Raw genomic sequence first — 24,207 nt, forward strand, 5'->3', positions numbered from 1 at the left:
AAGCGATAGGCTTTGTCTATCGATCATCCCGCGCCCGAACCAGGCTTCCTGGTGCAGCTATGCCCCAAAGCGGTAGAACTCAGAACTGCAAAAAAGGGTTCAGCGCGTCAGCATCGGTGCGAGATAATGCCCCGTATAACTACGCTCGACCTTGGCGACCTGTTCGGGCGTACCTTCGGCGACGATCTCGCCGCCCTTGACCCCGCCTTCGGGGCCGAGGTCGATGATCCAGTCGGCGGTCTTGATGACGTCGAGATTGTGCTCGATCACCACCACCGAGTTCCCCTGATCAACCAGCCGGTGCAGCACCTCGAGCAGCTTGCGTACGTCCTCGAAGTGAAGACCTGTGGTCGGCTCGTCGAGTATGTACAGCGTCTGCCCGGTCGAGCGGCGGCTAAGCTCCTTGGCGAGCTTGACGCGCTGCGCCTCGCCGCCGCTGAGCGTCGTCGCCTGCTGGCCGACCTTGACATAGCCAAGGCCGACTTCCCACAGCATCGCCATCTTGTCGCGGATCGGCGGCACCGCCTTGAAGAACTCGACCGCGTCCTCGACCGTCATGTCGAGCACATCGGCGATAGAGTGGCCCTTGAACTTCACCTCGAGCGTCTCGCGGTTGTAGCGCTTGCCGCCGCAATCCTCGCAGGTGACGTAGACATCGGGGAGGAAGTGCATCTCGATCTTGATCAGACCGTCGCCCTGGCACTTCTCGCAGCGGCCGCCCTTGACGTTGAAGCTGAACCGCCCCGGCTTGTAGCCGCGCGCAAGGCTTTCGGGCAATGCTGCGAACCAGTCGCGGATGTTGGTGAACGCGCCCGTGTAGGTCGCGGGGTTGGAGCGCGGGGTGCGGCCAATCGGCGACTGGTCGATGTCGATCACCTTGTCGCAATGCTCGAGCCCGGCGATCTTGTCGTGCGCGCCCGCGATGATCCGCGCACCGTTCAAGGCACGTGCGGCGCCGGCGTAAAGTGTGTCGATGGTGAAGCTCGACTTGCCCGATCCCGATACCCCGGTGATGCAGGTGAAGGTGCCCAGCGGGATCGACGCGGTCACCCCGGTCAGGTTGTTGGCGCGCGCATTGTGCACGGTGAGCTTCTTGCCGTTGCCCTTGCGGCGCTTGGCCGGAACCTCGATCTTGCGCGTGCCGTTGAGATATTGCGCGGTAAGTGAGCGTTCGGATTTCAGGATCTGGTCGAGCGTGCCCTCGGCGACGATCTCGCCGCCATGCACGCCCGCGCCGGGGCCGAGGTCGACGATATAGTCGGCGGTGCGGATCGCGTCTTCGTCATGCTCGACGACGATCACGGTGTTGCCGAGATCGCGCAGGCGTTTCAAGGTGACCAGCAGCCGGTCGTTGTCCTTCTGGTGCAGCCCGATGCTGGGCTCATCGAGCACGTAGAGAACCCCCGACAGTCCGCTGCCGATCTGGCTGGCGAGCCGGATCCGCTGGCTCTCGCCGCCCGAGAGCGTGCCCGAGGTGCGGTCGAGGTTGAGATAGTCGAGCCCGACATTGTTGAGAAAGCCCAGCCGCTCGATGATCTCCTTGAGGATCGCCTTGGCGATCTGCTGCTGCTGCGCGCCGAGCTTGTCGTTCAATGTCTCGAAGAATGCCAGTGCATCGGCGACCGAGCGGCGGGTGGAGATCGAGATATCCTCGCCGGCGATCTTGACCGAGCGCGCCTCGGGCTTGAGCCGCGCGCCATCGCAGACTTCGCACGGCTGCGCGGTCTGGTACTTGCTCAGCTCCTCGCGCATCCACGCGCTTTCGGTCTGCAGCAGGCGGCGGTTGAGGTTGCCGATGACGCCCTCGAACGCCTTTTTGACCTCGTACGACTTGCGCCCGTCCTGGAACCGCAAGGTAACCGGCTTGCCACCGGTGCCATGGAGGATGATCAGCTTTACCTCGCCGGGAAGGTCCTGCCACGGCGTTTCGAGTGCGAAGCCGAATTCTCGGCCAAGAGAGCTCAGCACCTGCATGTAATAAGGCGAGGGCGGGTTGGACTTGGCCCAGGGGACGATCGCGCCCTTTGTGAGGCTGAGCTCTTCGTTCGGGACGACCAATTGTGGGTCGAAATACATCTTCTCGCCCAGACCATCGCACGCGGGGCAGGCGCCCTGCGGCGCGTTGAACGAGAACAGACGCGGCTCGATCGCCTCGATGGTGAAGCCCGAGACCGGGCAGGCGAAGCGTTCGGAAAAGATGATGCGGTTGTCGGGGATGCCGACGTTCTTCATGCCTTTCTTGCTCCCCTCTCCTTCAGGGGAGGGGCCGGGGGTGGGGGATGGATTAGCAGCCTTGCCGTCAGGCCCCACCCCAAACCCCTCCCCTGAAGGGGAGGGGCTTCCCAGCGCCGCTACCGTGCCATCGGCCAGATCGACGAACGCCAGCCCGTCGGCGAGCTTGAGCGCGGTCTCGAAGCTGTCGGCGAGCCGGGTTTCGATGCCTTCGCGCACCGCGATGCGGTCGACCACCACCTCGATGTCGTGCTTGTATTTCTTGTCGAGCGCGGGCGCCTCGTCGATCTCGTGGAATTCACCGTCGATGCGCACGCGGGTAAAGCCCGCCTTCTGCCATTCGGCGAGCTCCTTGCGGTACTCGCCCTTGCGGCCGCGCACCACGGGGGCGAGCAGATAGAAGCGGGTGCCCTCAGGCAGCGCCATCACACGGTCGACCATCATGCTGACGGTCTGCGCGGTGATAGGCAGGCCGGTGGCGGGCGAATAAGGGACGCCGACGCGCGCCCACAGCAGGCGCATATAGTCGTAAATTTCGGTGACGGTGGCGACCGTCGAGCGTGGATTGCGGCTTGTCGTCTTCTGCTCGATGCTGATTGCCGGGCTGAGGCCGTCGATATGCTCGACATCGGGCTTCTGCATCATCTCGAGGAACTGGCGCGCATAGGCCGAAAGCGATTCGACATAGCGCCGCTGCCCCTCGGCATAGATCGTGTCGAACGCGAGGCTGGATTTGCCGCTTCCCGACAGACCGGTGATCACGATCAATTGATCGCGCGGCAGATCGATGTCCACGCCCTTGAGATTGTGCTCGCGCGCGCCGCGCACAGAAATATGAGTCAGCATGGAGTGCCTTATGTTCTATTGATGTTCTGGTTGCAAGCGGGGGAGTTTCGCAAAGCCGCAGCGATTATGCCGTGTCGCAGCAGATGGTGGTCACACCCGGAACGCACAAGCCCCGCGTGCACCTTCGAATGGAACGGCTTTGCGCGGTTTGCGTTGGCGTGTTAACCGAAATCAACTTTGGTTTGAGGGAATGACCATATGACGATCGACTTTTTGCGTTCAGCCTCGGCAGCCGCGCTGCTGGCGGGCTGCCTCATCGCCGCTCCGCTGAGCGCGCAGCAGGCACCTGTCGAAGAGACCGAGGCGGCCGATAGCGGATCCATGGACCCGTCTCCCGTGACCGCCAATCCCAGCTCGGCAGAAGAGCAGGCTGCCCGCGAGTCCGCCAATCAGAGCCAGCTCGAAATGCAGCGCGCGCAGTTGCGCAGCAATGCCGAGAACCAGGCCGAATATGACGCTCGCCGCTCGAGCTATGAAAGCCAGATGCAGCTTTACGAGAACACGGTCGAATCCCGGGCGCGGGCCGAGGCTGAATATGCGCAGATCAAGCAGCTCTACGATGCGATCCATGCGCAGTGGGAAGCCGATGTGGCCGCGTGCAATGCCGGAAACCGCAAACGTTGCGCGCAGACCCCTCCGCCGCCCGCCCCGCAGTGAGGTCAGGGACTGGCGTTCCTGACGTCAGCCTCTGGGAAGAACCAGTGTAAAGCGCGCCCCTTGACCGGGCGCGCTTTCCACTGTCAGGTCGCCCTCCATAGCGAGCGCCAGCCTGCGTGAGATATACAGGCCAAGGCCGCTGCCGCCGTCGCCGCTGCGACCCAACCGCTCCCATTTGTTGAACAGCCGCTGCTGGTCTTCGGAGCTCAAACCCGGCCCTTGGTCGGCAATGGTGACGCTGACCCAATCGGGGCCATCATCCAGCCTCAGCCAGATCATCGATCCATCGGGTGCGTAATTGATCGCATTGCCCAGCAGGTTGAGCAGTACCTGCAGTACCCGGCGGAACTCGCCGACCGCGGGCAGCGCCTCATCCTCGGCCGGCTTGTCGATGCGGATCTTGCGATCGGCTGCCTTCAGCGCCAGCAATCCTGCCGCGCGCCGCGCCAGGTCGGCCAGATCGACGGGCTCCCTTGCCGCGCTGAAGCCGCTGGCTTCGATCGCTTCCAGATCGGACAGATCGTCGACCAGCGCCAGCAGATGGCGCCCCGCCGACGCGATGTCGCTGGCATAGCCTGCATAATCGGCGCGCAGCGGACCCTCCAGCCTGCCACCGATGGTTTCGGCATTGGCGATGATCCGCCCGATCGGCTGGCGCAATGCGGGACCGATCTGTGTGCCGAACAGATGGCCGATCCGCTCGCCATCGAACAATGGCGGCGGGGCGGCAGTTTCAGCATCATCCAGCGCGGGGGCCTGCGACAGCGTCACGACCATGCCGGGTGAGGCAGGGTCGGGACGCAGGCTTGCAATCCAGACGCGATCATCATCCCGCAAGGCCACGCGCTGGCCGTCGATCTTGTCCAGATCGTCTGCAGCTTCGCCTTCGGTGTCGGTCAGGATCGCGGACAGCGGTTTGAGCAGGGCCGAGCCGGCAGCGTCTGTCTTGCCGTAACCGGCAGGTGGCACGAACCGCATGACGCGGCCGAGCGGATCGAGGTGGATGCGCGCGCCATGCGGGTCCGCAGGGCCGGAATGGGCCAGCGCCGGCCTGTTCGATGGCTCGGGCAAAGGCCGCTCGTCCCATCGGCTCAACAGCAACGAGACGCCTTCGGAATCCGGAGTGCATTCGCACCACATGTCGATCAGCGCGGTCGCACCCGCGGCGGTCACCGGACGCGACAGCCGCATCCCCAGCCTGAGGCTGTGGTGCGCGAGGTCGAGCAGCGGTGGTACCGCAAGCTCGCCATCCTTCGCGCCGCCAAGCTCGAGGTGCAGACGCATCAGACGCGCGCCCGCATCGAGCAACACGCCGTTGCGGTCGATTCGCCCGGCCTCGGACTCGGCTTTGCCGGTTTCCAAAACCGTCGCGGCGGATGCAGGAAGCTGGACGTTCACCAGACCGACCCGAGCGGGGTCAGGGGAAGCTGGTTGCGCCAGGAGGCGATCATCCGTGCGGCATCGTCCTGCACGATGGCAGCCAGCGTCGCTGCAGAAGGCAGACCCTCGAGCCGCAGGGAGGCGAGCATTGCGATCCCTTCGATCAGCCTTGCTGCAACATCGGGCGCCACATCGTAGCCGCGCAGCAGCACCGACAGCCGCGCAAGATCAGCATCGCGCGCCATGTCGATTATGTAATCGGCGGGCAGGCCGCTGGCGCGCGCGAGCATCGCGAATATCAGCGAGGGGCCGTTTTCACTGAGCGCCCAGGTGTCCCCGGCGCGCGGCAGCGCGAACAGATGGCAAAACCGCATCAACCGGTGCGGACGCCCGCGCCGCTCATCGAATTGGCCGAGCAGCGCTTCGGCCTTCTGGCGCAGCGCAAGCGGAGATGCCTGCAGATGATCCTGCATCCAGCCGAGCATGCGCCGAACCAGCGCGCTCAGTGCCTCGGGCGGCAGCTCGGACAGATCGATCGCAAAGCTTTGCGCATTGCCGATGAAGCGGCTCTGCGCGACGATCAGTGCCATAGCGGCTTCGGCCAGTTCATCCTGCGCATCGCCGACATGCGCCTCAACCCGTGGCGGCAGCTCGGCCATCGCGAGGCCGACCATCGGCGCATTGCGGCACAAGCGTGCCTCGATCGCGCGAGCATGGAGCAGGCGGGTGACGGTGCTGTCGGCCAGCACGATGTCGCGGACAATCGGTGCGATCTCCACGCTTTCGCCGGGAGGGCACAACGCTTCGACAAGCTGGCGAGCAACCGAATCGGCAAAGCCACCCGCGACGCTCAGATCGTCTTCGCGCAGGCTGGCCGCAATGTCGGGCACGAGACGCTGACGCACCAGCATTGGCACGCCGTCAGCAGCCCGCGCCTGCTCATCGGCATGGCGCAGCAATGCTCCAACGTCCCGTTGGGCCGGGCGTGCGGGGGCCATGTCGGTGTTCATCGGCTTGCCCTAGCAATTGCTGGTTAAAATGCTGTTAGTTCAACGGTGCCAAACCGCGTTGTGCGTACAGCTAGATATGGGGCCTGGGCGGGTCCGTCGCAAGCACGCCGGGGCGGGTTTGCCACAGCATCAGCGCCACCAGCATCAGGTTCCACACCATCAGCACGGGCAGCATCGCTGCGAAAGGAATCGCGATAAAGGCGGCGAGGGCGACCAGGCTGGGCGATATTGCGACCGCCAGCCAGACCCGCGGCAGCGAGCGCGGCGGCAGGGCTGACAGCCGACTCAGCACCAGCGCCAGCCCAGGCAGGATCAGCGCGGCAAAAAGCCCGGCCAGCCGGTGCGATGCCGCGACGGTCAGGATGGTGATCGCGATGAACGCGAGCGCGAACGCTGCATCGCGTGCGGTCTGCTCCGCCACAGGCATTCTGCTGGCGGCGAACCGGCCGAACAGCCGGTTGGCGGCATGCCCGGCAAACCGTCCCGCAATCAGCAGGCCGAGCGCCGTCATGCTCCAGCCGGCAATCGCCAGGCCGATCGCGCCGACCGGCAGCGCCAGCGCGGCCGCGCGCAGCGTCGGCTGGATCCAGCGCGCCGCCCACGCCTGGCGGGCCAGAGTCTGCACCGGGACCATCCGCACCAGCCGCGATCCCAGTGCTCCGGAAGACCCGGCGAGTTCCTGCAGCGCGAGGGCTTCGACCTCGGCGGCATCGCGCACGATGGCCATGCCGCCAGCCTCGGCCAAAGCAAACGGCAGAACCTGGCGGCGATATCCGCGCTGAACCGCCAGCCGCAGCAGCGCGGACTGCACGCTCCAGTCGTCGGGCAAATCGCGTGCGTCGACCAGATCGCGCGCCCGCACGCACGCGAGCCCTGCCCAGATATGGTTGATGTCGATCCGCTCGAACCGTTCGATCAGCGCGCGCGCGCCGTCTCCCGGGGCAAAACTGCTGACGAATGTCCCGGTTTCCCGGGCGATCTGCTCCATATTCTCGGGTGCGACGTAAAGGCCGTCGGCGATGATCAGCAGTTCGTCGTCGCTGGCCAGCCGCACGCTGATATCGGCAACCGAGCGCACCAGATGGAATGTCATTCCGCACGCTATGGCATAGGCCTCGATCTGCCGGACCTTCTCGCCAACCGAACTGACCAGGCACAGGATTTCGCCTGCGCCTGCCTGACGCGCAAGGTCGACCTGCAGCATGCCAAGCTGACCGTTGGCGAGCGGCAGCGCACCGCGCAGCGCAGCGCCTCCGGGTACGGTCTCGATCAGGGATAACAGGGAGGCGCGCACGCGAAGGGTCTGGCTCCAGTCAGCAGGGAGCGGCCCTCTTATCCTTCGGCTGACGTCCTGCCAACCGGCACGGTGCCGATCGCGCGGCGGTGTTACGTTTTATTGCAAGCCCGGACGAGGGTCGCCGAAGTCGCCCATCGCGGTATCGAGCTGGCGCAGCACCACCGGATCGCCCGGCGCGCCTTCCAGCGCAAGATCGGCAAGATCGACGATGCCGTGGACGCCGAAGCTTGCGGCGAGGCTCTTGAGGCGAAGCGCGGCGAAATGCCAGTTGGCATCGCAGCGCGCCCGCCGCAGCAGGTCGATCTGCCGCGCCGCGCTTTCGACAAAGGCTCCGCGCAGTTCCGCGACCAGTGCAGGATCGCTGCCCACGGCGGCGGCTAGTGCCGCGTTCAATGATCCCGATTCATAAGCCATGACCCGATCGAATAGACGAGCCGCCTTAACTTTCGGTTTCTGGCGCGGCAAAATATGGTAGGGTTAACGCTATGGGCGAGGGGAAGAAAATCATCGATCTGCGGCACGGCCGCGGTGACGAAACACCACAGGTGCATGACGCCGAGCCGGACATGGCGGCTCCGGCTGTCCATCCGCGCACACCGGATGCTGCGACCGATGATTCGCAAGCGCCGTGGCTCGAAGATGATGATCTGCCCGACAGCCCCGACCGCGCGAGCCGGTGGACAATCGGCGCGGCCGTGCTGGTCGCAGTATGGACCGGCTTTTTCGTGTGGGCATCGCTCCCCGCATGGCGGGCCGGCGTTTCCCCGGCCGCGGCTGCCCAGAGCCTGTCACAGTGGGCGATCCCGGTGATCGCAATCCTGGCAATCTATCTCGTGACGCAGCGCAACAGCACCGCCGAGGCGCGGCGCTTCACCAGGGTCGCAGGATCGTTGCGCGCCGAAAGTGCCGCGCTCGAATCACGCCTCAGCCATATCAATTCGGAACTCTCGCTGGCCCGCGAATTCCTTGCCAATCAAAGCCTTGAGCTGGAATCGCTGGGCCGGGTGTCCAGCGACCGGTTGCGCGGCTTTGCCGACGAACTGCGCACGATGATCGAGGCCAGTGACACCGGCATGCGCGCCATCGGCGAAGTCAGCGAGGCGGCCTCCGGCAACATGGACAAATTGCGCAACCATCTTCCGGTGATCGCCAACTCCGCCAAGGACGTCACCAACCAGATCGGCAATGCCGGCCGGACCGCGCAAAGCCAGGTCGAAAGCATGATCGCCGCGTTTGAGAAGCTGAACACCTTCGGCCAGGCGGCCAGCATCCAGATCGCGACGCTGGTGCAGGATTCCGACACCGCCACCGGACGGCTCGCCGAATCGGTTGCGACCAGCGGCGATGCCCTGTCCCGGAGCGTCGCTCAGGCGGCCGAAGAGATGGACCGGGCGATCGAGACCGTCGCCAGCAGGCTGGCCAATACGCGCAGCAACCTCGATTCCGCCGCAGAGGCGCAGTCGGGAGCGTTGCACGAAACGCTGTCGCAGCTGCGCGAGTCGGTCGATACCATGGCGACCGAAATGGCCGACCGGGCGGCGATCACGCGCAGCGATATCCGCGCTGCCGCCGATGACCTGGGGCTGACGCTGGGCGCGCTCGCGGCGTCGACCGGGGAGAGCGAAGCCGTCGTTCGCGCGATGGTCGCCAGCGCCGACAAACAGATCAGCGAGGCCGAACATCGGTTGCAGGCAATGGACAGGACCAGCACCGACGCGCTGGCCCGTCTCGCTTTTGCTCTGTCGGCGCTCGATGGCAACGTGGCCGCGCTCAACGAGCGTCTCGCGGCGGGCAGTGGCCATGCCGAGGCGTTCGATGCCAAAAGCGAACGGCTGCGCGGCCTGCTGGGCAGCATCGAGCAGCAGGTGTCGCAGAGCATTCCAAAGGCGTTTGGTGATCTCGATCAGACCGTCGAGGCCAGCCACAGACAGGTCGGGGCACTCAACGATGCGGTCTCGCACGTCGACGGCCAGATGGTGCGGCTGGGCTCGATCCTCGGCAATTTCGAGGAACGGATCGCTGGGCAGACGCGCGAAGTGGGCCATCTGGCTGACAGCAGCGAGGCTGGCTGGCGCGAACGGGCTGAGGACATCGGCGCGCTGATTGCCGCGATGCGCAGCGCGCGCGAGGAAATCGATCAGATCAACGCCACCTCGGCCGTCCGGCTGGTCGAGACGATGCGCGACGTCCAGCGCGAGGCGCATGCCGCCGCGGACGAGGCGCGCCGCGCGATGGACCGGGCGATCACCGGCGCCACCCAGAAACTGGGGCAGGACAGCGGGGCGGCGCTGGAAAAGGTACTCCGCGGCAAGGCCGAGGAACTGGTCGGCAAGCTTGAGTCAGCGATCAGCCGCGCGGTGGGCGCCACCAGCGATGCCAGCCTGCATCTGAAGGACCAGCTTTCCCGCGTCGACGATCTGGCAAGCCATCTTGAACGCCGGGTCGCGGATGCGCGCGAACTGGCCGAAGAGCGCACCGACAATGATTTCGCGCGGCGGCTGGCGCTGCTCACCGAATCGCTCAATTCGGCGGCGATCGACGTCGACAAGATCCTGTCGACCGAAGTCAGCGACACCGCATGGTCGGCCTATCTGCGCGGCGATCGCGGCGTGTTCACGCGGCGCGCGGTGCGGCTGATCGACAATGGCGAGGCGAGGGACATCGCCCAGGCCTATGAGAACGATCCCGAGTTCTTCGAACTGGTGAACCGCTACATCCACGATTTCGAGGCGATGCTGCGCACGGTGCTGTCCACCCGCGATGGCGGGGTGATGGGCGTGACCTTGCTGTCGTCCGAAACCGGCAAGCTGTACGTCGCGCTGGCGCAGGCGATCGAGCGCCTGCGCGACTGATAGCGGATGGCCGCGGTCAATCGCGTTTTGTCGCGCTGACCTCGGCCACGGGCGGAGCATTTTCCCAACCACCCCCCAGCGCGCGGAACACCGCAACCTCGGCCTCTGCGCGGGCTGCGGCGGCTGAGCCGCTGGCGGCGCGGGCCGAGAGCAGATTGCGTTCCACCTCAAGCAGTTGGAGCGCGTTGTCGCGGCCCGATCTGAAGCGGATGCGGGTGATCCGCGCGACCTCGTCGGCAGCGGCGGCCGCCGTCTGGAGCGCAGCCTCCTGCTCGATCGCACCCTTGAGCCTTGCCAGCGCCTGTTCGGTTTCCTGCAAGGCCGTCAACACCGCACCGTCGAACGCCGCTAGGCGTCCATCGGCCTGGGCCGAAGCGGCGTTGACCCGGGCGCGCGCGGTGCCGTCGATCGGGATCGACCACGAGATCAAGGGACCGAGCGAGAAGCCGATATTGTTCGACTCGGTCAGCGCTCCGGGAGACGTACCGCCGATCGACAGCGAGCCTGCCAGGCGGATCGAGGGATAGAGCGCAGCGGTGGCAACCCCGACCCGCGCGGTATCGGCAGCCAGCCGCGCTTCGGCCGCACGCACATCGGGGCGCCGCGCAAGCAACGCGGCGCCATCGCCCACGGGGATGGGGACCCGAACCCTGGGGGGCACGGCGCAGCTGTTTGCGGCGGTATCGTTCTGGCTTGGCGGATCGCCGGTCAGCGTCGCCAGCGCGAACAGGGCCGCGCGCTGCTCGGCATCGAACTGCGGAACCTGTGCCTGGGCCTGCGCAACCAGGAACTCCGCATTGGCGACATCGCGCCGCTGGCCGCGCCCAGATGTGAACAGCCGCTGGGTGAGATCGAGCGTGCGCTGCTGCGCGGCGAGCGAATCGCGCGCGATATCCGCCTGCAACCGGCTGGAACAGGCAAGCGCATAGGTCCGCGCGACCTCGGCTGCCACGCTGACGCGCGCGGCATCGAGCTCTGCCTGAGCCACGAGCGCATCGCCGCGCGAGGCTTCGACCGAGCGGCGGATGCCTCCGAAGAGGTCGATCTCATAAGAGGCGTCGGTGGCAAGCTCGTAGAAGTCGAACCGCAGCGGCTCAGGAGGAGCAAAGCCCACCCCGGCATTGGCCCCGGTGCCGACCTGGTTGGTGCTGCCGGACCCGCTGGCCGACAGGGAAGGCAGTTGCGCGCCCCTGGCCTCGCGGACGAGCGCGCGGGCGCGGCGCAGATTGGCGCTGGCTTCGCGCACCGTGGTGTTGCGCTCGAGCGCGCGTGCCACCAGCGCATCGAGCGCCGGGTCCTCGAACAGCCGCCACCAGCCCTCGGGCAGTGGGTCTTGCGCAAAGCGCGGGTCGGTGCCCTCGATGAAGCCCCCCTCGGCGAGCGCGCCCGGGGTGGCAGGACGCTCGAAATCCGGGCCGACGGTGCAGGCGGCAAGGCTGGCCGAAAGAGCGGCACAGGCGAGCAGGCGGGTCTTCAGTATCATGGCTGGTTGCCCTCCAATACGGGCTCTGCGGCGGGCGGCGCGGGGGGCAGATCGTCGCGCCTGCGATTGGCCGACCAGGCCTTGATCCGATCCTCCAGCGTGCGCACCATCACATAGAAGGCAGGCGTGAACAGCAGCCCGAAGATGGTCACCCCGATCATGCCGAAGAACACCGCGATGCCCAGCGCCTGGCGCATTTCGGACCCTGGGCCGCTGGAGATCACCAGCGGCAGCACGCCCAGAATGAACGCCAGCGAGGTCATCAGGATCGGACGCAGGCGCTGCGCTGCGGCGTGGCGTGCCGCCTCCAGCACCGACTGGCCATGGTCCTCGTTGTGCTTGGCGAACTCCACGATCAGGATCGCGTTCTTGGCCGCCAGCCCGATCAGCACCACCAGCCCGATCTGGGTCAGGATGTTGTTGTCGCGGCCCATGACGTTGACCCCGAGGATCGCGGCCAGCAGGCACATCGGCACGATCAGGATCACCGCCAGCGGCAGCACCAGGCTTTCATATTGGGCCGCCAGCAGCAGGAAGACGAAGACGACGCCGAGCAGGAACACGAGCGTGCCGGTGTTGCCCGCCGCCTGTTGCTGGAAAGCGAGCTCGGTCCATTCAAAATCGAAGCCTTGGGGCAGGGTAGCCCGCGCCAGTGCCTCCATCGTGTCGAGCGACTGCCCGCTCGAATACCCCGGCATGGTGTCGCCCTGCAGTTCGGCGGAGCGATACAGATTGTAGCGCACCACGCGATACGCGCCCGAATCGTTGCGCAGGTTCATCACCGCATCGAGCGGCACCATCTGCCCGCTGGACGAGCGCGTGCGCAGCCGCCCGATATCGGAGACATCGTCGCGATAGGGCGCGTCGGCCTGCGCGGTCACCCGGAAGGTGCGGCCCAGGAAGTTGAAGTCGTTGATATAGCTCGATCCCAGATAGGTGCCGAGTGTCGAGAAGATGTTCTCCACCGGAACGCCCAGTTGCTCGGCCCGCGCGCGGTCGATATCGGCAAACAGCCTCGGCGTGCGGGTGTTGAAGGTGGTGAACGCGCCTGCAATGCCTTCGGTCTGGTTGGCAGCGCCCATCATCGCGAACGCCGCGCCCTCGAGCGCCTGCAAACCCGCATTGCCGCGGTCCTCGATCACCATCTTGAAGCCGCCGCCGGTGCCCAGCCCCGCCACAGGTGGCGGGGCGATCACCAGGATGCTGCCTGCGGTGATGCTCGACATCGCGCCGCGCAGTTCGTTGGCGACCTCGTCGGCGCTGATCCGGGTGCCCGCTTCCTTGAGCGTGATGAAGACGGCGGCGGCGTTGGGGGCGTTGGTAAAGGTCGCGCCGTCGAACCCGGCAAAAGCGATGGTGCTGACCACCGATTCGTTCTTCAGCGCGATCGCCTGCGCGGTTTCCAGCGCGGCGGTGGTCCGCTGCAGCGAGGCGCCCGGCGGCATCTGCAAGACGCCGATAAGATAGCCCTGGTCCTGCGCGGGGATGAAGCCTGCCGGTGTATCGGCAAAGCGCCATCCGGCAACCGCAATCAGCGCCAGATAGGCCACGCCCATGAACATCAGGCTGCGGATGGTGCGCGCGGTGAGGCGGCCATAACGCTCCGACAGCTTGGCAAAGCTGCGGTTGAAGCCGCCGGCGAATCTCTTGCCCCAGCCGCGCGGAACATCGGCGTCGCCATGCGCTCGAGGGCGCAACAACAGGGCCGCGAGCGCTGGCGAGAGCGTGAGCGAAACAAACGCCGAGACCGCGGTGGCGCCCGCAATGGTCACCGCAAACTGCTGATAGAACGCGCCGGAGATCCCCGGAATGAAGGCGGTGGGAATGAACACGCCGCACAGCACCAGCGCGATCGCGACCAATGCGCCGGACACTTCGTCCATCGTCTTGTGCGCGGCGGCGAGCGGGCTCAGCCCTTCTTCTTCCATCAGCCGCTCGACGTTCTCGACCACGACGATCGCATCGTCGACCACAATGCCGATGGCGAGCACCATGCCGAACAGCGACAGGCTGTTGAGCGAGAAGCCCAAGGCCGCCAGCAACGCGATCGCGCCGGCCAGCGCAATCGGGATCGCGATGATCGGGATGATCGCTGCGCGCCAGCTTTGCAGGAACAGCAGCACCACGATTGCGACCAGGATAATCGCCTCGATCAGCGTGTTCTGCACCGCTGCAATCGAGGCTTCGACATAGGTGGTCGGGTTGTAGGGGATCGAATAGGTCATGCCCGGCGGAAAATCGCGCGCCGCACGCTTGAGTTCGTCTTCGACCTCCTTGGCAACCGTCAGCGCATTCGATCCGGGCAGTTGCGAGATCGCCAGCGCCACGGTCGGGCGGCCGCTGGAGAAGGCGTTGATGCTGTAATCCTGCGCGCCCAGTTCGATCCGCGCGACATCGCTGAGCCGCGTCAGCGCGAGGCCATTGCGCTTGATGACGATCTGGCCGAATTCCTCGGGCGTGCTCAGCCGTCCCTGGGTCTGAACGCCCAGCTGGAAGGCGGTGCCGCCGGTGTTGAATGGCGGCTGGCCGATCGATCCGGCGGAGACCTGCGCGTTTTGGGCGCGGATCTTGCCGACGATCTCATCGACAGTGAGGTTGCGCGCTGCTGCCAGCTCGGGGTCGATCCACACGCGCATGTTGTAGTCGCGCCCGCCGAACAGCCGCGCCGAGCCGATCCCGTCGATCCGCGAAATCCGGTCGATGATCTGCAGCGTCGCATAATTCGAAATATAGGGCTGGGTCAGCGACCCGTCTGGCGAGAAGAAATTGGCTACCAGCAGCAGATCGGGCGAATTCTTGCGCACCGTGACACCGATCTGGCGGACCTCCTGCGGCAGACGCGGCTCAGCCGTGCTCACCCGGTTCTGCACCAGAACCTGGGCCTGATCGACATCGGTGCCCTGCGCAAAGGTGACGGTGATCGCAAGGTTGCCGTCGCCGGTGGAGGACGAGGACATATAGAGCATGTCCTCGACGCCGTTGATCGTCTCCTCAAGCGGGGCGGCGACGACATCGGCAATCGTCTCCGCCGTGGCGCCCGGATAGCTGGCGCTGACCACCACGGTGGGCGGCGCGATCTCGGGGTATTGCGACACCGGCAGCGAAGGATACGCCACCACGCCGAAAATGACGATGAGGATCGACAGGACAGCCGCGAAGATCGGGCGGTCGATGCAGAAATGGGCCATGCGCATCGGATCAGCGCGCCGTTGCCTGGGAGGGGGCAGGGGCGGTCGTAGGTCGCGCAATCGGTGCATCGCCGGTGGCGCGCGCCTTGATCTGCCCCTTGCGCGGGGTAACCACCATGCCCGGTTGCATCCGGGTCAGTCCGTCGATCACGATCCGCTCGGTCGGCGCGATGCCTTCGCGGATGACGCGCAGGCCTTCGACCATCGGCCCGGTCGAGACAGGGCGCGGCGCGACCTTGTTGTCCTTGCCCAGCACATAGACCAGCTTGCGCGTCTGGTCGGTCAGGATCGCCTCATCGGGCACCAGCAGTGCCTTGTAGGTGCCCGAGCCCAGCAGCCGCGCACGGCCAAACATGCCCGGCAGCAGAAAGCCGGTGGGATTGTCGACCATGGCATAGGCCTGGATCGTGCCGGTATCGGGGCTGATGCCGTTGTTCAGAAACTCCATCTTCCCGCGCCAGCGGAATTCCGGTTCGTCGGCAAGCTGGATTTCGACCGGGTTGGCGGCGTAGCGCGAGCTGCGCCGCTGCCCGGTGGCATCCTGGCGGATGTATTTGAGGTAAAAGCTTTCTGCCCCGTCGAAGCTGAAGCGGATCGGGTTGATCCGCACGACGCGGGTCAGTTCGGTCTGGCCGGCGGTGACGAAATCGCCGACATCGACCAGCCGGTTGGAAATGCGGCCCGAAATCGGCGCCCGCACCTGGGTAAACGACAGGTCGAGCTGAGCCGCCTGGCGGCGCGCCTCGGCGCCGGCCAGCGTAGCGCGGGCCGAGCGCAGGGTTGCGGCGAGATTGTCGGATTCCTCGCGGCTGATCGCGTCGAAGCCGAGCAGTTCGGTGCCGCGGCTGGCCTGCGATTGCGCATTGGCCAGCGCCGCGCGGGCGCTGCCAACGCTTGCATCAGCTTCGGCCAGGGTGGCGCGGAACGGACGGGGGTCGATCACGAAGAGCAGATCGCCCTTGCGCACATCGCGCCCATCACGGAACGCAACCTGGGTTATCGGCCCGGATACGCGGGCCACCAGCTGCACGTCCTCATCTGCCGTGAATCGGCCGATATACTCATCCCAATCGACGACGACTCGCTGCAGCGGCGTGGCGACCGTGGCAGCCGGCGGCGGGGGAGCCGGGGGCGGTTCGGTACCGCAGGCGCTGGCGAACAGTGCCAATGTAGCCACAATGAGAGCGCGCCGCAGAGGGGCACGCATTTGCTTGGTCACGCCGTAATATTGCATTGCAGCAAAATGGAGCAAAAGCCGCCGGGCGTCCAGTCAAAAGAGTTGCAATTTACAACTAAAATAGGTTAACTTTTTGCAACTACGCTACGGCATGGTGCAACTGCCGGAGGCTATTCGCTCATGGCAGCAGCCGCCGCGGTCAGCGCCAGCCCGGGAAACAGGACATGTTCCAACCGCACCGCGCTGGCTTTGGTGAGCTCCCCCAACGATGCGGCTAGGCCTTCAGCGAGCGCAAGGCTCGCCGATTGCCGGGTCATTTCCCAACGAGGCTTGATCGCGGCTGCCAGCAGGTGGCCACGCACCATCATGATATCGATGATCTGCGGTCCCGCCGTTGCCCCCAGCGCCCGCTTGTAGCCCGTGTCGCCCGAGCCCCAGTCGATCGTCCGCACGCCGCGCTCTATGGCCTGGGTGATCAGATGGATGGTGATGATCTTGCCGGGGCTGAAGCGTGCCATATCCTCGGCATAGCTCGAGGCGATGCCATACATCACGTCACCCGCTTCGAGGTCGAAGGAAAAGGCGATCGGGCGATCCGAGGCGTAGAGGATCATCGCGCGCAGCTGGCTGGCGATCACCGGGTCTGTAACTGCCGTCTGCCAGTGCCGCAGATTATCGCGGTTGATGAACTTTGCGCCCGAATGGTCGGTCTGGGTCCCCACCCAGCTTTGCGTCTCTATCTCGGCGAGGTCGCGCCAGACCTGATCGCTCCAGTCGCTGCCGGTAACAACCCGCAAGCGCAGCTCGCCATGAACCTCGTGCAGTTTGCGTTCGTAGGCCTTGAGCTTGCGGGTTTGCGACTTGCCCGGCCATGTGTCCTGCGTGGACTGCGCGCCGATATCCTGCAGGTAGGTGGTGCCCAGTTCGCGGGTCAGAACCGACCAGCCCAAAGCGGGTGCGACGGACACGACCCGCTGTAAGCCGGGGTCATCAGCATAGACCGGACCGATCCTGAGCGCCGGGCCGATCGCACGCTGGACGATCGGGCAGCCCAGCAATGCGGCCACTTCGGCCTCGGTGGCATCGCTGGCCATCGGAAAGCTGCGGAATGGCCAATAGCTCGCCGTCACGCTGCGCGCGCGCAATATCGAAGGGCCGATCGGCCGGGTGGGAATGGCGATGACAGGGGTGCCGTCTCGGCGGCGCGCCAGCAGGGTGCACAGTCCCTGCCGTGTCTCCGCCGCATACCAGGCGCGGCGCAGGAAACCGCGTGCCGGATCACCTGCCTCGGCAAGGCGATCCAGGTCGGTGGGCAGTCCGATCTCCAGTGCGCATGTGATCACGTCCGCCCGGGCCGGTTTGCTTGTCATCGGCTCTGCACGTAACGTGGGCATGGTCACTCCTTCAGGGGGTGGGGAAACCCGACCCTAGCGCGCAAATTATACCTGCAGGTAAACGCTCCGGACATTAATGTCGGCGCGAACGGAAGCAGCGGCTGCTTGCACAGCATTATCGCGGTTCCTATCTTCTAGGCCAGATTGCTAAGCGAGGGGGATTGCCTGTAATGTTGTACCACGATGCCGACGATGATCATGATGTTGCCGGCAATGGCAAAATCCCTGTGCCGCACGATGTGCAGCAGGCGATCGTAACGCTGCTGCGCTGGACAGGAGACGATCCCGATCGCGAAGGTCTGCGCGATACGCCGCTGCGCGTTGCCCGGGCGTGGAAGGAATATTGCTCGGGGTATGACGACGACCCCAGCGTCCATCTCAGCCGCACCTTCGAGGAGGTCGGCGGCTATGACGAACTGGTGCTGCTCAAGGACATTCCGTTCCAGTCGCACTGCGAACACCATATGGCGCCGATCATCGGCAAGGCGTCGATCGCTTATATGCCGCGTGACCGCGTGGTGGGCATCTCCAAGCTCGCACGCGTGCTGCACGGATTTTCGCGCCGTCTGCAGGTGCAGGAGCGCCTGACCGCAGAGGTGGCTGCATGCATCTGGGAGCACCTTCAGCCGCACGGCGTCGCTGTCGTGATTGAGGCCAGCCACAGCTGCATGACTGCCCGCGGCGTGCGTACCCCCGGCGTCAGCATGATCACCAGCCGCCTGCTCGGCTGCTTCCTCGACGACCATCGCTCGCGCGAGGAAGTCATGAGCCTGATGGGGTATTGAGTATCATAAATCCTCCCCGGAACGGGGAGGTGGCAGCCCTTCAGGGCTGACGGAGGGGAAGCCGGATTGTGCATCGAACAATGCGATGCACTCAGACGCTTCCCCTCCACCGCTTCGCGGTCCCCCTCCCCGTGCCGGGGAGGACTTTATCCTATCAAAGCTGCTCGAGCATGTAGTCCGCGCTGCTGACCTTGAAGTCGCCGGGTTCTTCGACGAACAGTTTGTCGACCACGCCATCCTTGACCACCATCGCGAAACGCTGGCCGCGCTTGCCGAGGCCAAAGCCGCTGCCGTCCATGGTGAGGCCAACCGCTTCGGCGAAATCGCCATTGCCATCGGCGAGCATGGTCACCGCATCGGCGTTGGCCGATTTGCCCCACGCGCCCATCACGAACGCATCATTGACCGCGGTGCAGGCGATTTCGTCGACGCCCTTGGCCTTCAAGGCGTCGGCCTTTTCGACGAAACCGGGCAGGTGGCGCGCCGAGCAGGTCGGCGTAAATGCGCCGGGGACCGAAAACAGCGCGACGGTCTTGCCTGCGAAATAATCCTTGGCTTCGACCTGCTGCGGGCCGTCTGCGGTGGCGCGGACAAATTTGGTGTTGGGGATGGTGTCGCCGACTTTGATCATGGCATGTCTCCTGCTGAAATTGCGGTGCGTCCTGCATGTTGTCGCGATGGTGCGCCAATGCAAGAGGGGAGAGGGATTGTCGGCGGCATGGGGGGCATCCGATCATCACCGATGCCATATAAAGGAATCTTTATATTTGCCTGCAGCGCCGACTCTGGCTATGGGGACGACAGTTTCCGGTGGCCCTGTTGGTGCACCGGCCGTCTGACTCAGGAGAATTTACGTGGCCAGTGCCCCGACCCTCGACCGCCCCGATTATGTCGTAGCCGACATTGCGCTTGCCGATTTCGGCCGCAAGGAAATCACCATCGCGGAAACCGAAATGCCCGGCTTGATGTCGATCCGCGAAGAATATCGCGGCGAACAGCCCCTCAAGGGTGCCAAGATCACCGGATCGCTGCACATGACGATCCAGACCGCCGTGCTGATCGAAACGCTGGTCGCTCTTGGCGCCGAAGTGCGCTGGGCCACCTGCAACATCTATTCGACCCAGGACCACGCCGCTGCCGCGATCGCCGCGCAGGGCATTCCGGTGTTCGCCATCAAGGGTGAGAGCCTGGAAGAGTATTGGGATTATGTCGATCGCATCTTCGACTGGGGCGCTGAAACCGGCGAAACCTGCAACCTGATCCTCGACGATGGCGGCGATGCCACCATGTTCGCGCTCTGGGGCGCACGCGTCGAAGCCGGCGAAGAGCTGTTCACGCCTTCGAACGAGGAAGAAGAATTCTTCGTCAAGGTTCTCAAGCGTCGTCTCGCCGCAACCCCGGGCTACCTCACCAAGACGGTGCAGGCGATCAAGGGCGTTTCGGAAGAAACCACCACCGGCGTTCACCGCCTGTATGACCTCGCCAAGAAGGGCAAGCTGCCTTTCCCCGCGATCAACGTTAACGACAGCGTCACCAAGTCGAAGTTCGACAACAAGTACGGCTGCAAGGAATCGCTGGTTGACGGCATCCGTCGCGGTACCGACGTGATGATGGCCGGCAAGGTCGCTGTCGTGTGCGGTTATGGCGACGTCGGCAAGGGCTCGGCAGCCTCGCTGCAGGGCGCCGGCGCCCGCGTGATCGTCACCGAAATCGATCCCATCTGCGCGCTGCAGGCGGCGATGGACGGCTTTGCCGTGCAGACCCTCGAAGACGTGGTCGGCACCGCCGACATCTTCGTGACGACGACCGGCAACAAGGACGTCATCACCATCGACCACATGCGGGCGATGAAGGACATGGCGATCGTCGGCAACATCGGTCACTTCGACAATGAAATCCAGATCGGCGCGCTGGAAAACATGAAGTGGACCGAGATCAAGCCGCAGGTCGACATGATCGAATTCCCCGGCGGCAAGCGCATCATCATGCTGTCGAAGGGCCGTCTGCTCAACCTCGGCAACGCCACTGGCCACCCCAGCTTCGTGATGTCGGCCAGCTTCACCAACCAGGTGCTGGCGCAGATCGAACTGTTCAAGGGTGCCAACAAGTACGAAAACCAGGTCTATGTTCTGCCCAAGCACCTCGACGAGAAGGTCGCGCGCCTTCACCTCGAAAAGCTCGGCGTCAAGCTGACCGAACTGACCAAGGAACAGGCCGAATATATCGACGTGTCGGTGACCGGTCCGTTCAAGAAGGACGAATACCGCTACTGATGCGGTTCTCCTGCTAGACGCAGGGGTGCAAGATCACGAAAGCCCGCTCCGCATCGTGCGGGGCGGGCTTTTTTGTGCTTGGGGGGGTAGTCCATGCGCAACGCCCTCTCCCCTACCGCTTGCGGGAGGGGCAGGTCCGGCTTGCCGGACCGGGGTGGGCTGGGAGCACAATTGGCTGTTCAGGCCCACCCCGTCCTCGCCTGCGGCTCGGCCACCCCTCCCGCAAGCGGGAGGGGAGAGGCTTGCACATCCGCGTTCGGAGGCCGCTTCATCCAGAACGAAGCAATCAACTCACCGCGCCCCATGCCTTTTTCCGATTGCGCTCGAGCGCTGCGGGGTTAGCGTGAGGGAATACGAGAAAAGATACCGGGGAACATCACCATGAAAGCTCTGCACCTGTCCGCCGCCATCGCGGCGCTGGCTCTTTCCATGCCTGCCGTCGCGCAGGACAAGCCCGCTGCCTGGGACGTCAACGCCCCACCGATGAAGACCCGCAATATCCCGATCCGGGTCGACGAAGGCACCTGGATGAACCTCGATGTGAGCCCCGATGGCAGCCGCATCGTGTTCGATCTGCTCGGCGATATCTACATCATGCCGGTCGCCGGCGGCGCCGCGACGCGGATCGCCGAGGGGCTGGCTTATGAGCAGCATCCGCGCTTTTCGCCCGACGGCAGCCGCATCGCGTTTACCTCGGATCGCGGCGGCGGCGATAACATCTGGATCATGAACGCCAATGGCAGCGACAAGCGCCAGCTGACCAAGGAAACCTTCCGCCTGCTCAACAATCCCAGCTGGAGCCCGGACGGACAGTACATCGTTGCGCGCAAGCACTTCACCACCGGGCGTTCGCTCGGCACCGGCGAGCTGTGGCTGTACCATGTCAGCGGCGGCAACGGCGTGCAATTGGTCAAACGGCCGAGCGAGGTGCACCAGAAGGAGCTGGGCGAGCCGATGTTCGCGCCTGACGGCAAGGGCATCTTCTACAGCAAGGATTCAACCCCGGGCCCGATCTTCGAATATGCGCAGGATTCGAACGCCCAGCTGTTCGTGATCGACCGCTATGACATGGACACCGGCAAGGTCGAGCGCGTGACCGGCGGTCCCGGCGGGGCAGCGCGTCCGCAGCCGTCACCCGATGGCCGCTATCTCGCCTTCGTCCGGCGCGAGCGAGCAAAGACCAAATTGTATGTCCGCGACATGCAAACCGGCGAGGAGCGCAAGATCTATGATGCGATGGACCGCGATGTGCAGGAGACCTGGGCAGTGCACGGCGTCTATCCAAACATGGGCTGGACCCCCGACAGCGCCCGCGTGATCTTCTGGGCGGGCGGCAAGATCCGCTCGATCGATGTCGCCAGCGGTGCCGAGACCGTCATTCCCTTCAGCGTCAACGACAGCCGCACCGTCGTCGACCCGATCCGCCCGCAAAAGCCGGTTGCGCCCGATACCGTGGCGGTAACGATGCCGCGCTTCGCCAGCGTCTCGCCCGATGGCGGCCGGATGGTGTTCGAGGCGCTCGGCAAACTGCACCATCAGCCCGCCACCGGTGGCGCGGTACAGCCGCTGGTCAGCAATGGCGGCACCGATTTCGAACTGTTCCCGGCATTCTCGCGCGACGGCAGCCAGATCGTCTATGTCAGCTGGGACGATGCCCGGTTGGGCGAACTGCGTGTCGTCGGAGCCGCTGGCGGCGAGGCGCGGACGATCAGCAAGTCCCCGGGGCATTTCCGCCGCCCGCAATTCTCGCCCGATGGCCGCTCGGTGGTCTATGAGGCGGGCAGCGGTGGCGGCCTGACCTCGGACAATTGGGGTGCGTCGCCCGGCGTCTATCTGCTCGATATCGCCAGTGGCGAGACCCGCCGCATCACTTCCGATGGTACCGAGCCGCATTTCGGCGCGACATCGGACCGCGTCTATTTCAGCCGCGGCGCCGACGGCAAGCTGGCGCTGGTCAGCACCGATCTGAGCGGCGAGGCCGAGCGAACCCATGCCAGCGGCGAGATGGTCAGCGGATATGCGCTCGCTCCCGATGGCAAGACGCTGGCCTTCCGTCAGAACTATGCAGCATATGTAATGCCGTTCATGGCGGGTGCGGTCGATCTTGGGGCTGGCCGAGGTGGCGGCGCGCTGCCCGCGGTGCAGGTGAGCGAGGGTGGCGCGACCTTCCTGCAGTGGAGCCATAATGGCCGCCAGCTCAACTGGTCGCTGGGGCCGGTGGTCTACTCGGCCGATGCGGCGCGTGCGATCACCTCTGGGCCGGTCGGCAAGGCCGATGCCAAATTCGCAGCGCCCAAGACCGGCGTCGTGATCAATGTCTCCGCACCTGCCGACAAGCCCTCGGGCACGGTCGCGTTTACCAACGCGCGGATCGTGACGATGGCGGATGATGCAGGCGGCATCGTCGAGCGCGGGACGGTGGTCGTCCGCGACAACCGGATCGTGGCCGTCGGCGCAAATGTCGCGGTGCCCGCGGGTGCGCAGACGGTGGATGTCGCAGGCAAGACGATCATCCCCGGGCTGATCGACGCGCATGCGCATGGCCCGCAGGGGCAGGATGACATCATTCCGCAACAGAACTGGAACGCGGTCGCGCATCTGGCGCTGGGCGTGACGACGATCCACGATCCCAGCAACTCGGCCAGCGAAATCTTCCCCGCCGCGAGCTATCAGCGCGTGGGCAAGTATCTGGCGCCGCGCATCTTCTCGACCGGCGAGGTGGTCTATGGCGCCAAGGCGGCAGGCATCTTCGCCGAGATCGACAGCCTCGCCGATGCACGCGCGCACACCAGCCGGCTCAAGCTGCAGGGCGCGCACAGCGTCAAGAACTACAACCAGCCGCGGCGCGACCAGCGCCAGCAGGTCGTCGCAGCCTCGCAGGCGGATAACCTGGCCAGCGTTGCCGAGGGCGGATCGCTTTTCGGGATGGACATTTCGCTCATCGCCGATGGCAACACCACGCTCGAGCACAACATCCCGGTAGAGACCTTGTATGAAGATGTCCGCAGCTTCTTTGCGCAGAGCAAGGTCGGTTACACCCCGACGCTGGTGGTCACGTATGGCGGTCCGGCGGCCGACCCGTATTGGCGCAGCCATATGGACGTGTGGTCCCACCCGATCCTGAGCAAGCATGTTCCGCGCCGGCGTCTCGAGGCGACCTCGGTGCGTCGCGAGATCGCACCCGAGGAGGATTATTCCGACACGGCATCGGCTCGCGAGGCGATGGAACTGGCGAAGCGCGGCGTCCTCGTCGGCATCGGCGCGCACGGGCAGGAAGAGGGCCTGGCCTCGCATTGGGAGCTGTGGAGCTTCGTCAAGGGCGGCATGACCCCGCTCGAGGCGCTGCGCACGGCGACGATCAGCGGCGCCCGTTCGCTGGGCTTCGACAAGGACATCGGTTCGATCGAGCCCGGCAAGCTTGCCGACCTGGTGATCATCGATGGCGACCCGGTGGCGGACATCCGCCAGTCCGACAAGATCACCCATGTCATGCTCAACGGGCGGTTGTACGAGGTGCCGACGATGAACGAGACGCTGACCGGAACTTCGACGCTCAAGACGTGGTATTGGGAGAAGTGAGGCAAATCCTCCTCGGAACGGGGAGGGGGACCGCGAAGCGGTGGAGGGGCGGGG

The 24,207-nt window shown here is 65.2% G+C and carries 15 protein-coding genes; 5 read left to right on the top strand and 10 right to left on the bottom strand.

The window, feature by feature from the left end:
* Positions 1–99 precede the first annotated feature (99 nt).
* Positions 100–3,078 (bottom strand): excinuclease ABC subunit UvrA, encoded by a 2,979-nt coding sequence (gene uvrA / locus QUV11_RS00420; protein ID WP_300879934.1) that lies wholly within the window; start codon positions 3,076–3,078, stop codon positions 100–102.
* A gap of 198 nt (positions 3,079–3,276) precedes the next feature.
* On the opposite strand from uvrA, the gene QUV11_RS00425 reads away from it, so the two are divergent.
* Entirely contained in the window at positions 3,277–3,735 is a 459-nt protein-coding gene (locus tag QUV11_RS00425) for a hypothetical protein (protein ID WP_300879935.1), read from the top strand.
* Between the two features lie 24 nt (positions 3,736–3,759).
* Here the strand turns inward: QUV11_RS00425 and QUV11_RS00430 are convergent, their stop codons facing one another.
* The 4 genes from QUV11_RS00430 to QUV11_RS00445 form a co-directional block, all read right to left on the bottom strand.
* Complete coding sequence (locus QUV11_RS00430) at positions 3,760–5,133, bottom strand: sensor histidine kinase KdpD (protein ID WP_300879936.1); 1,374 nt, start codon at positions 5,131–5,133, stop codon at positions 3,760–3,762.
* Complete coding sequence (locus tag QUV11_RS00435; RefSeq protein ID WP_300879937.1) at positions 5,130–6,125, bottom strand: hypothetical protein; 996 nt, start codon at positions 6,123–6,125, stop codon at positions 5,130–5,132. Before QUV11_RS00435 ends, QUV11_RS00430 begins: the two co-directional genes overlap by 4 nt.
* 70 nt (positions 6,126–6,195) lie before the next feature.
* Positions 6,196–7,419 carry a hypothetical protein gene (locus QUV11_RS00440; RefSeq protein ID WP_300879938.1) on the bottom strand — a complete coding sequence of 408 codons (1,224 nt, stop codon included), beginning with the start codon at positions 7,417–7,419 and terminating at the stop codon, positions 6,196–6,198.
* 99 nt (positions 7,420–7,518) lie between these two features.
* Complete coding sequence (locus QUV11_RS00445; protein ID WP_300879939.1) at positions 7,519–7,836, bottom strand: Hpt domain-containing protein; 318 nt, start codon at positions 7,834–7,836, stop codon at positions 7,519–7,521.
* Between the two features lie 71 nt (positions 7,837–7,907).
* On the opposite strand from QUV11_RS00445, the gene QUV11_RS00450 reads away from it, so the two are divergent.
* Positions 7,908–10,274 carry a hypothetical protein gene (locus tag QUV11_RS00450; RefSeq protein WP_300879940.1) on the top strand — a complete coding sequence of 789 codons (2,367 nt, stop codon included), beginning with the start codon at positions 7,908–7,910 and terminating at the stop codon, positions 10,272–10,274.
* Between the two features lie 16 nt (positions 10,275–10,290).
* Here the strand turns inward: QUV11_RS00450 and QUV11_RS00455 are convergent, their stop codons facing one another.
* The 4 genes from QUV11_RS00455 to QUV11_RS00470 all read right to left on the bottom strand — a co-directional run bounded on the left by QUV11_RS00455 (position 10,291) and on the right by QUV11_RS00470 (position 17,492).
* Positions 10,291–11,757 (bottom strand): efflux transporter outer membrane subunit, encoded by a 1,467-nt coding sequence (locus QUV11_RS00455; protein WP_300879941.1) that lies wholly within the window; start codon positions 11,755–11,757, stop codon positions 10,291–10,293.
* Positions 11,754–14,951 carry an efflux RND transporter permease subunit gene (locus tag QUV11_RS00460; protein WP_300879942.1) on the bottom strand — a complete coding sequence of 1,066 codons (3,198 nt, stop codon included), beginning with the start codon at positions 14,949–14,951 and terminating at the stop codon, positions 11,754–11,756. Before QUV11_RS00460 ends, QUV11_RS00455 begins: the two co-directional genes overlap by 4 nt.
* A 4-nt stretch (positions 14,952–14,955) precedes the next feature.
* Positions 14,956–16,122 (bottom strand): efflux RND transporter periplasmic adaptor subunit, encoded by a 1,167-nt coding sequence (locus QUV11_RS00465; RefSeq protein ID WP_300879943.1) that lies wholly within the window; start codon positions 16,120–16,122, stop codon positions 14,956–14,958.
* Positions 16,123–16,292: 170 nt separating this feature from the next.
* On the bottom strand, positions 16,293–17,492 hold the full coding sequence (locus QUV11_RS00470; protein ID WP_300879944.1) for a GNAT family N-acetyltransferase: 1,200 nt from the start codon (positions 17,490–17,492) through the stop codon (positions 16,293–16,295).
* 194 nt (positions 17,493–17,686) lie between these two features.
* On the opposite strand from QUV11_RS00470, the gene folE reads away from it, so the two are divergent.
* A complete protein-coding gene (folE, locus tag QUV11_RS00475) occupies positions 17,687–18,301 on the top strand; it encodes a GTP cyclohydrolase I FolE (RefSeq protein ID WP_300879945.1) in 615 nt (204 codons plus the stop codon).
* Positions 18,302–18,455: 154 nt separating this feature from the next.
* Here folE and QUV11_RS00480 read toward each other — a convergent pair whose 3' ends face one another.
* On the bottom strand, positions 18,456–18,932 hold the full coding sequence (locus tag QUV11_RS00480) for a peroxiredoxin (protein WP_300879946.1): 477 nt from the start codon (positions 18,930–18,932) through the stop codon (positions 18,456–18,458).
* 223 nt (positions 18,933–19,155) lie between these two features.
* Between QUV11_RS00480 and ahcY the strand changes: the two genes are divergently transcribed.
* Both ahcY and QUV11_RS00490 read left to right on the top strand, forming a co-directional pair.
* Positions 19,156–20,574: an adenosylhomocysteinase gene (ahcY, locus tag QUV11_RS00485; RefSeq protein ID WP_300879947.1), complete on the top strand. Its 1,419-nt coding sequence runs from the start codon at positions 19,156–19,158 to the stop codon at positions 20,572–20,574.
* A gap of 381 nt (positions 20,575–20,955) precedes the next feature.
* Positions 20,956–24,153 carry an amidohydrolase family protein gene (locus tag QUV11_RS00490; RefSeq protein WP_300879948.1) on the top strand — a complete coding sequence of 1,066 codons (3,198 nt, stop codon included), beginning with the start codon at positions 20,956–20,958 and terminating at the stop codon, positions 24,151–24,153.
* The last annotated feature ends 54 nt before the right edge of the window (positions 24,154–24,207 follow it).

It is taken from the genome of Blastomonas sp. (assembly GCF_030373265.1).
GTDB lineage: Bacteria > Pseudomonadota > Alphaproteobacteria > Sphingomonadales > Sphingomonadaceae > Blastomonas.